This is a genomic window from Arenibaculum pallidiluteum, from assembly GCF_017355985.1.
GTDB classification, from domain to species: domain Bacteria; phylum Pseudomonadota; class Alphaproteobacteria; order Azospirillales; family Azospirillaceae; genus Arenibaculum; species Arenibaculum pallidiluteum.
Window position 1 is genome coordinate 391,818 of sequence record NZ_JAFIQU010000004.1, and the last position, 13,147, is coordinate 404,964.

General features: G+C 71.9%; 9 protein-coding genes. 4 read left to right on the forward strand and 5 right to left on the reverse strand.

Annotated features, from left to right (window positions below):
- The first annotated feature begins 23 nt into the window (after positions 1–23).
- From JUB13_RS11880 to JUB13_RS11890, 3 genes are all read left to right on the forward strand, one after another.
- The gene (locus tag JUB13_RS11880; RefSeq protein WP_207479005.1) at positions 24–2,021 is read left to right on the forward strand and encodes a lytic transglycosylase domain-containing protein; all 1,998 of its coding nucleotides are present in this window, start codon (positions 24–26) and stop codon (positions 2,019–2,021) included.
- A 105-nt stretch (positions 2,022–2,126) separates the two neighbouring features.
- Positions 2,127–3,116, forward strand: a complete 990-nt coding sequence (locus JUB13_RS11885) for a threonine/serine dehydratase (protein ID WP_207479006.1) — start codon at positions 2,127–2,129, stop codon at positions 3,114–3,116.
- Between the two features lie 261 nt (positions 3,117–3,377).
- A complete protein-coding gene (locus JUB13_RS11890; RefSeq protein ID WP_207479007.1) occupies positions 3,378–3,599 on the forward strand; it encodes a hypothetical protein in 222 nt (73 codons plus the stop codon).
- Positions 3,600–3,651: 52 nt separating this feature from the next.
- Here the strand turns inward: JUB13_RS11890 and JUB13_RS11895 are convergent, their stop codons facing one another.
- From JUB13_RS11895 to JUB13_RS11915, 5 genes are all read right to left on the reverse strand, one after another.
- The gene (locus tag JUB13_RS11895) at positions 3,652–3,984 is read right to left on the reverse strand and encodes a DUF2934 domain-containing protein (protein ID WP_207479008.1); all 333 of its coding nucleotides are present in this window, start codon (positions 3,982–3,984) and stop codon (positions 3,652–3,654) included.
- 103 nt (positions 3,985–4,087) lie between these two features.
- The gene (locus JUB13_RS31815) at positions 4,088–7,597 is read right to left on the reverse strand and encodes an ATP-binding protein (RefSeq protein WP_207479009.1); all 3,510 of its coding nucleotides are present in this window, start codon (positions 7,595–7,597) and stop codon (positions 4,088–4,090) included.
- Positions 7,594–8,862 (reverse strand): metallophosphoesterase family protein, encoded by a 1,269-nt coding sequence (locus JUB13_RS11905; protein WP_207479010.1) that lies wholly within the window; start codon positions 8,860–8,862, stop codon positions 7,594–7,596. Before JUB13_RS11905 ends, JUB13_RS31815 begins: the two co-directional genes overlap by 4 nt.
- Positions 8,863–8,931: 69 nt before the next feature.
- Entirely contained in the window at positions 8,932–9,357 is a 426-nt protein-coding gene (gene arfB / locus JUB13_RS11910) for an alternative ribosome rescue aminoacyl-tRNA hydrolase ArfB (protein WP_207479056.1), read from the reverse strand.
- A gap of 26 nt (positions 9,358–9,383) precedes the next feature.
- Positions 9,384–11,675, reverse strand: coding sequence for a helicase-related protein (locus tag JUB13_RS11915; RefSeq protein WP_207479011.1), 2,292 nt, complete (start codon positions 11,673–11,675; stop codon positions 9,384–9,386).
- Between the two features lie 151 nt (positions 11,676–11,826).
- Between JUB13_RS11915 and JUB13_RS11920 the strand changes: the two genes are divergently transcribed.
- Positions 11,827–13,056, forward strand: coding sequence for a sensor histidine kinase (locus JUB13_RS11920; protein ID WP_207479012.1), 1,230 nt, complete (start codon positions 11,827–11,829; stop codon positions 13,054–13,056).
- Positions 13,057–13,147 lie beyond the last annotated feature (91 nt).

Sequence of the window (13,147 nt, forward strand, 5' to 3'; positions counted from 1 at the left end):
AGAACCTCCGTGAGGACCAGAATATGGCGCGGTCGGGCACCTTAGCCGCCGCCGCATGGCTGGGCAAGACTGCCCGCCGGCTGGCCACGGCCGCGCTCATCGCCTGCGCGACGGCGCTGCCGGCAGCCGCGGCCGGGCCGCTGTCGCAGAACGACGCCGCCATCTACCGAGCGGCCGTGCAGGCCGCCGAGGCGGGCCGCTGGGGCGAGGCGCACCGTCTCGCGTCCACCGCGACGGAACAGCTTCCGGCCAAGGTGCTGACCTGGATGCAGCTCTCGGGCCAGAAGCCCGACGCCGGCTTCCATACCATCGCCGACTTCATCCGCGCGCATCCCGACTGGCCCGGCCAGCCCCAGCTTCGGCGGAACGCCGAGATGGCGATGCCGCCCGGCCTCGGCTCTGGCGAGGTCAGGGCATGGTTCACCGTGCACCCGCCGGTCACCGGCACCGGGATCATCCGGTACGCCCAGGCGCTCCTGGACGAAGGCCAGGATTCCCGCGCGACCGAGCTGATCCGCGAGCGCTGGGTCTCCGGCGGCTTCAACGCCCAGGACGAGAAGGAGATGCTGGCGCGCTTCGGCCGACTCCTGCGGCAGCGCGACCACGAGGCGCGGCTCGACCGGCTGGTCTGGGCGGGCGATGACGCCGCGGCCAAGCGCCTGCTGCCGCTGGTGACGCCGAGCCTGCGCGCCGTTGTCGAAGCCCGCCTCGCGCTGCAGGACCTGCGGCCCGGCGTCGACAAGGTGCTGGACAAAGTCCCGGCCGAGCTGCGCAACGATCCCAGCCTCGTCTACGAGCGGCTGCGCTGGCGCCGCCGCAAGGACCAGGACGACGCGGCGGTCGAGATGCTGCTGAACCGGCCGCGCAACCTCGGAAAGCCCGAGGCCTGGTGGACCGAGCAGCACGTGATGGCACGTCGCCTCCTGGCCAAGGGCGACTACAAGGTCGCGTACCGCCTGGCGAAGGAGCACGGCATCAAGGAGGGCGCGCCCTTCGCAGAGGCGGAGTTCCTGGCCGGCTGGATCGCCCTGCGCTATCTCGAGCGGCCGTCGGACGCGCTGGTTCATTTCCGGAAGCTCTACGACGGGGTTGGCAGCCCGATCAGCCGTTCCCGCGGGGCCTACTGGGCCGGGCGCGCGAGCGAGGCCGCGCGCCTCGGAGACGAGGCCCGGCGCTGGTACGCGCTGGCCGCCGAGCATCCCACGACCTTTTACGGACAGCTCGCCCTCGACCGGCTGGGACGGTCGGGCAACTTCGCACTCGCCTCTGACCCCGGCGTCCCGGCCGAGGCGGCGAGCGCCTTCGTGCGCAACGAGCTCGCCCGTGTCGTGCGCATGCTCGCGCAGATCGAGGCGGAGCCCGAGGCGCTGGCCGTGTTCCTGCGCCGCCTGGGCTCCAATGCGAAGACGCCGGTGGAGTACGCGCTGGTCGCCCGGCTCGCCCTCGAGGTCGACCGGCCCGACCTCGCGGTCACCGTGGCCAAGCAGGCCGTGCAGGACGGGATCCTGATGATCGAGGGCGGCTATCCGCTGATCCCCGTCGCCGATGCCGGCCCGCCCGAGCCCGCGCTCGTCCTCGCCGTCATCCGCCAGGAGAGCGTGTTCAACCCTCTGGCTGTCAGTCCGGTCGGCGCCCGCGGGCTGATGCAGCTCATGCCTGCGACGGCCCAGAAGGTGGCTGGCCAGCTCGGCCTCAAGCACAGCCACGCGCGCCTGACCGCCGATCCCGAATACAACGTCCTGCTCGGCAGCAGCTATCTGTCGGAACTCCTGACCCGGTTCAACGGCAGCTACGTGCTGGCGGTGGCGGCCTACAACGCCGGGCCGGCGCGCGTCGCGGAATGGCTGCAGACCTACGGCGATCCCCGTGCCGAGGGGATCGACGTGCTCGACTGGATCGAGCTGATCCCGTTCAACGAGACCCGCAACTACGTCCAGCGGGTGATGGAAGGCCTCGGCGTCTACCGTGCGCGGATGAACGGCTCCGGCCCGCTCACCCTCGTCCAGGACCTCGCGCGCTGAGGACGGCACGCCCAGGCTGTCCCCCACGCGGACGGCCTGGGGGCTTGTGCCTGCGGCGCGGGAGGCGGATCATGCGCGCCTCCCCGCCCCTGGAGCCTCGCCCAGATGACCATCGCGCCCGACCTGCTGCCCTGCTTCGAGGATATCGCCGCCGCGGCCGAAGCGCTCGCCGGCAAGGCGATCCTCACGCCGCTGCTGGAATCGCCGCTCCTCAACGACCGGCTCGGCTTCCGCCTCCTCCTGAAGCCCGAAATGCTGCAGCGGACGGGCAGCTTCAAGTTCCGAGGCGCCTACAACCGGATCTGCCGGATCCCCGAGGCTGACCGCCGGCGCGGCGTAGTGGCCTTCTCCTCAGGCAACCACGCCCAGGGGGTCGCGGCGGCCGCCCGGGCCTTCGGGATCCCGGCGACGATCGTGATGCCCGGGGACGCCCCCGCCATCAAGATCCGCAACACCCGGTCATGGGGCGCCGAGGTCGTCCTCTACGACCGCCATACCGAGAACCGCGACCTGGTCGCCGACCGGATCGTCGCGCAGACCGGGGCGACTCTGGTGCGGCCCTACGACGACCGGTTCGTGATGGCCGGACAGGGTACAATCGGCATCGAGCTCCTCGACCAGACGGCGGCGATCGGCGCCACGCTCGATGCGGTGGTCGTACCCTGCGGCGGCGGCGGCATGACCGCCGGCATCGCGACCGCCCTGGCTCAGCGCGCACCGAACGTGGCGCTCTGGGCCGCCGAGCCCGAGGCCTTCGACGACACCCGCCGCTCACTTGCGGCGGGAGAGCGGCTCGGCAATGCCCCCGGGGCACGCTCGATCTGCGACTCGCTGCTTTCGCCCATGCCCGGCGAGCTGACCTTCGCCATCAACCGCCAGCGGCTGGCGGGCGCCGTCCCGGTCTCGGACGCCGAGGCGCTGGAGGCGATGGCCGCCTGCTTCGAGTACTTCAAGCTGATCGCCGAGCCCGGCGGAGCCGTGGCCCTCGCCGCCGTGCTGACAGGCAGGGTGCGGCCGGAGGGTGCCGTGGCGGTCGTGTGCTCCGGCGGCAATGTCGACCCGGCCATGTTCGGGCGCGCACTTGGCACAACCTGAGGTCGTCCCAGCATTGTCACAGACCGTCCAGGCGGGCGCGGGCGACCATGCGTCCGCGCAACGCCCGCACATTGACAGACTCCGACCAGTCGATCGGCCCGGTCTGTGACACTTCCCCAGTAATCTGGCTGCGCAGAAGAAATAAAGCGCGAAAGTGGTAAACCCTTCGCCCTCGGTGGCACAAAGGTAAAGTTTTACCCTCCGTTAACCAGGGAAACGCCTTAATCGCTGCACGACAACGCGCCGCAAAGGACGTCTTCCATGAGCCTGCCGCAGCTTCCCGCCACGCTTCGCGCCGCTTCCCGCGTGCACGCGCGTCTCCTCGACAACTTCATCGAACTGACGCGCGCGGAGCTGGACAAGCAGTCATGCGCCTTTGCCCAGGAGAGCCTTCGCGAACTCCTGGAGGCGCTGCGCACGGACAGGAAGCATTACGGGTCCATCGCAGGACTTGTGGCGGTCGTCGACAACCGCGCGGCCTGAACGTACCGCTTCGGCGTCGCGGTGCCGGGTTCTGGCGGGCGCGGGTGATCCTTCACCCGGCCCCGCCCTCCCGATTGCGCCGGGTCCGTGTCCGACGGCTCGGCACTGGCTGGATGTCGTCCTGCCCTGCAGGGCCGAAATGCTCGCCCTGCGATTCCACGGCGAGCAGCGGCTCGACCGGCTCGGTCCGCGTGGCGGTGTCATAGGCGTCGCCCGCCGGGTTCGGTTCCAGCGTGTCCTTGATGTTGTCCTCGATCGCGATCTCCTCGCGGGCCAGTTCCCAATGATCGCGCTCGCGGCCCTCCGGCCGGCCCTCGCGATCCCAGATCCGGTATGCGCGTTCCCGGATCCGCTCCTCCAGCCGCTCTCGGTCCTCTTCCCGCATTCGCTGCTCCCTTGCACCCGTCGCCCCGGGTCGGGGTGACGCCCGTTGAACAACCTGCGCCCGGGACCTGGGTTCCGCCCAGAGGCTCCGCCCAGAGTTCCGTTCAGAGATCGTCCAGCGCATGCACGGCCAGGCGCGACTGGCCGAGGTGCTCGGCCGCCACGCCGCAGAGATGCGGATGGTGCGTCAGAAAGATCACCTGAACCCGTTCCGACAGCGCGCCGAGCACGGCGAAGGCCGCTCCGGCCCTGACGTCGTCGAAGTTCACGAGCAGGTCGTCGGCAACGAAGGGCAGCGGCTCCGCCTCGGTGGCATAGCGCTCCACCGCGGCCAGCCGCAGCGCAAGGAAGAGCTGGTCCCGGGTGCCCTCCGACATCCCCTCGACGCCCACCGTTCCCCCGGCGGTGCGCCGACCCATGAGAACGGGCTGGTCGCGCTCGTCATAGGCGACCTCGAGCCCGGAGAAGGCATCGCAGGTGAGCGTCGCGAAGAGGGCCCCGGCGCGGCGCAGCAGCGGACCCTGCTGGTCCTCGCGGTAGCGGTCGACGGCGCGGCGCAGCAGCGTTCCCGCCGCGCGCAGGCGCAGGTAGTCCTCGGCCACGGAGCGCAACGCGGCGAGCGCCTCCTGGGCCTCCTGGGCATGGCGCTCCGCCCCCCGGCCGCGTTCGAGCTCCGCTCGATCGCGTTCGAGATCGGCCAGGCGTCCGCCCAGCTCGGTGCCCTCATGCTGCAGGACCTCCTGGCGTGCGGCCAGCTCGGGCAGCGCGGCCGCCAGCCGGTCGGGATCAGCCTCGGCCGCCTCGGCCCTGAGCTGCTCCAGCGGCAGCCCGTCGCCCAGCGCGAGCAGATCGCCCGCCAGGGTCCTCCGCCGGTCCTGCAGCTCGCGTCGACGCACCGACGCGGCGACGATGATGGCCAGCGCGGCATCGTCCGGCACCGCCGCCGCGCGGCGCAGGCGCTCCAGCACCGCGGCGGCCTCCCGCGCCTCGGCTTCGTGCTGCGCGACCTCGGCCTCGGCGCTGTGCAGGCGTCGTCCCAGCTCTTCGCGCAGCGCGGCGACCCGCAGCGCCTCGTCCAAGGCACGGGCAAGGCCGTCGGCGACGTCGGTCGGATCGCCGCCCCGCGCCGGCAGCGCGAGCGATTCCAGGAGGCCGTCCAGGGCGGTCTCGAATGCGGCGACGTTCTCGGCCATGCGCGCGACCCTATGCGCGAGTTCGCCCGTCTGAACGAGGCGCCGGTCCAGCTCCTCGAACGCGCCCAGCGACGCCTCCACGGCTTCGGGAAGCGCATTCGGCGCGCGCCCGAGCGACGCCATGACGCCGCGCCAGCGTTCGCTCCAAATGCCGCGCAGGGCGGTCGCCTGCTCCACCAGCCGGCGCGCGGCCTCCCGCTCCGCCCGCTGCTCGGCGATCCGGTCGCTCAGAGTCCGTCGCTCGGCGGCGACGGCGCGCAGACGTTCCGCGCAGCCAGCCGCCCAACGCAGGAGCAGTCCCAGCGGGTTGTCGGCCGGCACGTCCTGGCCCAGCCCGGCGAGCGCCGCGCCGACGGCCGCAGCCAGCGCGTCGTGGTCGGCGCGCAGCCGCGTCAGCCGGGAAGCCGCGTCCTCGCAGGCTTCGTGGTCGCGCAGGAGCGCCGCGCGCCGCGCGAGCCAGACCAGCATCTCGCGCGGCGGAAGCGGCATGATGCCGATCCCGCGCCAGAGCTCCTCCCACGCCTCGCGCCGGGCGGACAGTTCCGCCGCCCGCTGCGCCGCGACCGCCTCCGAGCCTGCCAGGCGCCGCTCCAGAAGGTCGCGGCGCGCCTTCAGCTCGCCGTGCCGGGCAACCCGCGAGGCCTCTGCCTCCTTGCGGTCGGCGACCTGGTCCGCCGCATGGACAGCGGCCTCGTAGGCATCCGCCGGATCCTGATCCGCGGAAAATGCCTCGACATCCCATGGATCCGGCTTCCGGCCGCCCAACATGCCGCGCAGCAGCGTCCAACCCACGTCGCGGTGCGCCCGCGCGCGGCGGACCGCCTCGGCATCGGGCACCTCGCCGCCGCGCTCGACCGCGGCGATCTCCAGCGCCACCTGGTCGCGCTCCTCGGCCAGCGTCCGAACCTGCTCCATCTGGCGCGCCGCCGCCGTCTCGGCCTCGGCCAGCAGCGCTTCATGGCGCTGCACCGTGGGCTCGTCGGGAACCGGGGCCCGGGCCAGAGCCTCGAGGTCCCCTCGCCACAGGCCCAGCGCGGCCAAACCGCGATCGCGGCGCGCAAGCAGGCGGTCCAGCTCCGCCTCCGTCTCGGCGAGGCGCTCCTCGATCCCGCCGCGGGCGCGCGCCTCCTCCAGCGCCGCGATCAGCGCCGCAGCGTCCTGCTCCGGTCCCAGGCGGTCGAGCAGCGCGGCCAGACGCCGCGCCTCGCCCTCGGCACGCTGACGCTGTTCATCCGCCGCAGCCTCGCGTTCGGCAAGGCGCCCGTTCTCGACGATCAGCGCGCGCAGCTCGGTCAGCAGCGGCTGCGGCGGCACGGCTTCGCGGGCACGCTCGGCCGGCAGGTCCGAACCGATCCGGCGGAGCAGATCGGCGATCTGCTCGCGGAGCTGACGCAGCTCGGCCTCGCGCCGGGGCAGATCGGCGCGCTGCTCGCGAATCGCCCCACGCTGCTCGGCGAGCGCACGGATACGGTCCGCGACGGCCAGCACGTCGTCGCGCACGGACAAGGCGCCGAGGTCTGCTCGAAGACGCTCCGCCGCGAGGGCGCAGCGCTCGCGCCCTTCCGCCGAGCGGCGCGCGGCCTCGAGCGCGCCGGCATGGGCGCGGGCATCCTCCTCGCTCAGGACGGATGCACCCTCGGTCGCCGCCAGCTCGGCCTCCACGGCCGCAAGGGCGGTGGCAGGAGGCAGGGTGCGGCGCCGACGTTCGGTGCGGGACCGCTCGGCCTCGATCTCCCGCAGCTCGGTCCGGACCGCCGCGAGCCGCTGACGCGTTCCGTCGAGCTCGGCCTCGAGACGCCGCCACGCGTCGGTGCCGATCTGGGCCTCATGCTGGCGGCGGCGCGCCTCCTTGAACCGATCGAGCGCGAGATAGAAGGGCTTGGTGCCGACGCGCCGCGCCGAGAACAGCTCGTTGGCGCGCTGCTCGATGCCCTGGACGATGCCGCGTAGCCCGGTCAAGCCGGCGCCGGCCTCGAACAGCATCTCGCCCAGCGCGCCGCGCGCGGCCAGGATGTCGTCGCCGCCCTGGCGAAGCCGTGCATGATCCAGGCCGAAGAGGCCGTGGAACAGTTCGCGGTCCGCGCCGCCTCCCAGATAAGGGTTCAGGGTCGCGTCCGGCAGGGTCGCCCCGTCTGCGTCCAGCAGCGTGTTCTGTCGACCCTTGCGTCTCCTGAAGCGCAGGCGCCGCCCGTCTGCCGCCTCGATCTCCGCGCCCAGGCTCAGCTCGGAATAGTCGTAGCGGAAGGCATAGGGGGAACGCGCCTCGATCCCGAACAGCAGGTCGGAGATCGCGCGCAGGATCGTGGTCTTTCCGGCCTCGTTGCGCCCGCAGAGGATATGCAGACCGGCCGGGCCGGACAGATCCAGCCGCGCCTCGGCGAAATGGCCAAAGCGCCCCAGCGCCAGCTCGCGCAGCCTCACGGCGCGACCTCGACCTCGACGAGCCTGGCCAGGACCAGCTCACGCGCCTCGTCGAGCAGTTCCGCCAGATGTCCCGGTTCGCGAAGCAGCGCCAGCGCCTCGCCCTCGCCCTCCAGCGCCTCGGAAGGCAGGCGGGCCAGGAGCTCCTCGAGCTCGGCTCCCAGTGCCGCCTGCAGGTCGGGATCGGCGGGCGCGTCCGCCAGCGTCCGCACCAGGCTCCCGATGGCATCGGGCCGGGCGGCCAGCGTGGCGGCATCCCGCTCCGCCCGCGTCTCGAAACGGACCTTCTCGATCCACAGGGCATCGGCCCCGAACTCGTAGGAGAGCGCCCGCAGCTCCGCGGTCACGCGGTCCTTGGCCACCAGCAGCGCGCCATGGGCCGCGGTCGCGCCGACAAGGCGCAGGCGCGCCGTCACCACGCGCCCCTCGGCCGCAGCCACGGTCCGGCCCAGCGCCGCCCGCGCCCGCGCCTGCACCTCGCCAAGCTCGCGCAGCCCGCCCAGGTCGATTTCGACGAGTTCCCAGCGCAGCACATCGACGCTGCGGTGCTCCAGCGCAGCGATACGCCCGTCCTCGACCGTCACGAGCGTGCAGCCCTTCGCGCCGGTCTCCCGGATGTGACGTCCCTGCAGGTTGCCGGGGAACACCACATGGGGATAGCTGCTCAGCACCTCGCGGCGGTGGACGTGACCGAGGGCCCAGTAGTCATAGCCATGCCCCAGGAGCCCCGCGAGCGCGCATGGCGCATAGGGCGCATGGCCCTCCCTGCCGTCCAGCGCGGTGTGCAGGACGCCGAGATTGAACCAGCCCTCGACCGGGCGCGGATAGGTGGCCGCCAGGTTCTCCGAGACCTCGCGGCGCGCGAAGCTCTGGCCATGGAGCGCCGTGCGCAGCGCGGGCAGGCGGAACGTCTCGGCGCGGCGCGACGGGAACACTTTGACGGTGTCGGGAAGAGGCAGGCGCCGGGTGATCTGGCTCTCGGCATCGTGGTTCCCGTGCAGCAGGAACAGGGGGATGCCCCGCTCGTGCAGCCGCACCACCTGCCTGACGAAGAAGAGGCCCGTATTGAAGTCGCGCCAGTCGCCGTCATAGAGGTCGCCGGCAATCACCACGAAATCCACGGCTTCGGCCAGCGCCAAGTCGATCATCGCCTCGAGCGCGCGGCGGGTCGCCCCGCGCAGACGCTCGACCGGGGCGCCCTCATAGGCTTCGAGCCCGACCAGCGGACTGTCCAGGTGGATGTCGGCGGCGTGCAGGAATTTCATCGCGGCGGGACGGGGTATGGGGCAGAGGCAGGCCGGGGCCCGGGATGCGCGGGACCCTACCACGTCCGTTCAGGACTCGTCGCCTCCGACCGAGCCGCGCATGCGCTTCACGCCGCTGCGCCGTCCCTTGGCCTCCAGCCGCCGCTTCTTGGACGCCAGGGTCGGACGCGTGGGGCGGCGCGGGGTCGGCGGCACCGCCGCCTCCCGGATCATCTCCAGAAGACGCTCGACGGCCTCCTCGCGGTTGCGCTCCTGCGAGCGGTGGCGTCGCGCATCGATCACCAGCACGCCATCATCGGTCAGCTTGCGGCCGGCGATCCGCACCATGCGCATGCGCACGGATGCCGGAATGGAGGGCGAGTTCCGGAGATCGAAGCGGAGCTGCACGGCCGTCGAGACCTTGTTGACGTTCTGCCCGCCGGGCCCGCTGGCACGGACGAAGCTGAAGTCGAGCTCGGCCTCGTCCAGAGCAATCCGGTCGGTCACGGGAATCAGCGCCACGGCGGGGTTCCTCGACGATCTCAGCGCGGCGGCCGCGGTCCACGACCGCCGGGTCGGGCAGCCCTTTTAGGGAGCGGAGCCTCGCTGTGCCGGCGCTCAGGCCGCCGGCCCGGCCGTTCCGGCGGGCGGTCGGACTGCCACTCCGCAGGCCGGTCTGGCGCCGGCCGCTCGCCATCCGCCGTACGGGGCCGCCCCCGGCGCGGGCCGCGGGCCTGGCCCTCTGCGAAGCACGCCTCGCAGAGCCGGAAGCGGTGCGACGGCTTCAGCCGCTTGCCGCAGGACGGGCAGGCGCGTGGCAGGGCCCGGGCCGCGAGCGTACGCTCGATGAAGGCGTTGATGTCCTGACGGCGCTCCAGGCAAAGGTCCATCTCGGGATAGGCATCCGGGAAGCGGTAGGCCAGCCAAGCATAGGCCGTCAGATCCTTGACCGCCTTCTCGGCGGCTTCGAGGTCGACGTCCGTGCCGTTGTCCATCGTGAAGCGTCCCGGGAAATCCGGGGCGGGGTTGGGACGGTTCTTTCCCTGATTGATCGCCCACTGGCGCAGCAGGCGGAGCTGGTTCGCGTCGCGCACGTCGACGGGGCAGCGGGACAGCATGTCGCGCTCGGCCAAGCTCAGCTTCGCCACATCCACCGCCTCGGCCGCCTGGATCCGGCCCTCCAGGTCGGTCATGCGGAAGGTCTGGTGGGCACGCAGCAGCTCGGTTCCGGCGGTGCGCAGCACGCGCGCGAGCCGGTCGGTGCCGAGCTCGCTCGCGATCGCCTCGATATGCCCGACATTGGGCGAGATCCACGGGCGCGGGTCGGCGGGCGGCTGGGGCTGCGAGGTGAGCGCGCGGCGCACGGGGTTGATGTTCTCGCCCAGCAGCACCGCGACGCGACCCTCCTCGTGCATACCGAACCGGCCGGCGCGGCCGCCGATCTGGCGGATCTCGGAGCCGTTCAGCTCGCGCTCCTCGCGGCCGTCGTACTTCGTCGTGGTCGACAGGACGACTCGGGCGATGGGCAGGTTCAGGCCCATGCCAATGGCGTCCGTCGCGACCAGCACGTCGGCATGACCCTCGCGGAACCGGCGCGCCTCGGCCCGGCGCACCTCGGGCGACAAAGCGCCGTAAATGACCGAGACCGTGTGCCCGCGCTCCAGGAGAGCGCGGCGAAGCTCGTGGACGTCGCGCCGCGAGAAAGCGACGACGGCATCGCCGCGGCGCACGTCCTTCAGCGCGACGGGATCCTCCTGCACGCGCAGCGGCGACTTGCGTGTGAACTCGACGATCTCGAGCTCCTCACCGAGCGCCTCGGCCAGGCGGCGGACATAGGGGATCGCATCAGCCGATCCCGTCATAACGATCTCGCGGGCCGGCATGCCCGCGACGGCCTGTGTCCAGGCCCAGCCGCGGTCGGCGTCGCCGATCATCTGAATCTCGTCCACCACGCAGGCGCCGATCACCCGGTGGGTATTGGCCATCTCGATGGTCGAGGACACGAAGGCGGCGCCGGGGCGCACGTCGCGTTCCTCACCAGTGATCAGCGAGCATGGCTTGCCGCGCGTCTCGATCGCCTCCTGGCCCTCGAGGGCGAGAAGGCGCAGCGGCGCGAGATAGGCACCGGTCTCCGCGGCTGCCAACCGGTCCATGGCCGCATGCGTCTTGCCGGAATTCGTGGGACCGACGAAGAGCCGCAGCTTGCGGAGCATCGCCCGGGCGGCGACGAAGCTGTCGAGATAGACTCCGAGCCCCGACGCGGCCTCCAACCGGGAGCGCCGCACCCGCACGCCGGCGCGGGCTGCGGCTGTGGTGAAAGCCTCCTCGAGAGCGTCCAGCAGCCTCTCGAGGCGCGGCACCCGTCCGCCAAAGCCGAGCACCCGGTGCAAATCCTCGGCGAAGGTCTTGGGGCGCCAGGCATCGCCGAGCTCCGCCGCGCGCTCCTCCAGCGTCGTCAGCCAGGAATCGAAGCGCATGCGGGCCTGCTCCGCCATGCCGGACTCCAGGAGCGCGGCCTTGACGCGCTTCGCGGCGGCCTTGGCCTCCGCCCGTCCGAAGCCCTCGGCCGAGGTGACCTGGGCCATCACCTCGCGTTCGATCTCCGCCAGGGGCCCCACCGTGACACGGTAGCGCGCGCGGAGCTTCCTGCCCTCGGCGCCGGGCACGCGGAAGTCCTGCGCCACCGAGATCGACCAGCGGGCGGGCTCGGCATCCGCGTCCACCTCGACGCCGTCGTTGCGGAGGATGGCCGCAATGGCGCGGAGGATGTCGCGCCGGTCCGGCGGCTGCGGGGCTTCCTGAGGGGTGAGCGTGTCGTCGCTATCTTCGGCCATGATCTTTCCTTCGCCCACGCCCTTGTGCGCGCGGAGCCATTCGTGTTCAACCCAATTCCGCCGTCGATGACCACGCCTGCGCCGCTGACATCTGCGGGAATACCGCGCTATCGTCGGAAGGCACGCAAGGCGAGCGAGGCGGTCGTCCCCCATGATGGACATCGACGAGGCCATTGCGCTGTTGAGGTCCGCACTCGACCGCCCGGCAACTGACGTCGCTGACCGGGCCCGCCTCGATGCCGCCCTTGGGGCCCTGGACCGGATCGCCGAAGCCAGCCAGGCGGGCCGTACGGCACTTGCCGAAAGCGAGGAGCGCCTGCGCCTCGCCGTCGCGGCGGCGCGCATGGGCACCTGGGACCACGACGAGCGGACCGGCCGCCTGCACTGGAATCGTCGTCAGCGGGAGATCTTCGGCGTCGACCCCGAAGGCGAGGTCAACGAGTCGGTCTTCCTCGCGCGCCTGCATCCCGAGGACCGGGACAGGGTCTATGCCGCCGCCGCCGCCGCACGCGATCCCGCGCAGGATTGCGTCTACGACATCGAATACCGCCTCCTTCATCCCGACGGATCCATTGCCTGGGTCCGGGCCCGCGGCCGGGCCCTGTTCGACGGCGAAGGTCCCGACCGGCGGCCACGCCGGTTCATCGGCACCACGGTCGACGTCACGGAACGCAAGCAGGCCGAGGCCGCGATGGCCGACCGGCTCGCCGAGCGCGAGGCGATGCTGCGCGAGATCCATCACCGGGTCCGCAACAACCTCCAGGTGGTCTGGAGCCTGCTGCGCCTCGAATCCAGCCGGTTGCCGAGCGGCGCGGAGCGCGATCACTTCGACCGGCTCGCCGAACGGATTTCGGCTTTCGGGAACATTCACCAGCGCATCGCCGAGGCCGAGGCGTTGAGCCTGAGCGTGGTCGATCTCGGGCCCTATCTGCATCAGGTGACCGAACGTATCGCCCGGCAGCGCAACGCCCGTCCGCAGAGCTGGTCGGTGACGGCGGACCAGCTCGCCTGCACCCTGGACGCCGCCATTCCCCTCGCCCTGATCGCCGACGAGTTGATCGACGACGCCTTCCAGCCGGATTCCGACGGCTTGGCGCGGATCGAGGTGACCCTGAGCAGGAAGGGCCGGAACTCCGTCGTGCTCTCGGTGCGCTGCCGCCGCACCTTCCCTGCGGCACGGGACCCTGCCCGCAGCCTCGTGACCGCCCTGGCCCAGCAGATCGATGCCCGCTTCGAGATGGACACCACGGACGGCGCCACCGACTGCCGTCTCACCGCGCCCTCAAGGCTCTTCCGCTCAACCGGCCCGACCATAAAGCGCAAGGCCCCGCACGGATCGCTCCGTGCGGGGCCTTCGCTGGATCGTGATGAGGGAAGCTGAGAGGGGGACAAGCGCCGCCGGCAGGCCCGGCGGTGACCTACTCTCCCACGTCTTGAGACGCAGTACCATTGGCGTGCGGGGTTTTCACGGC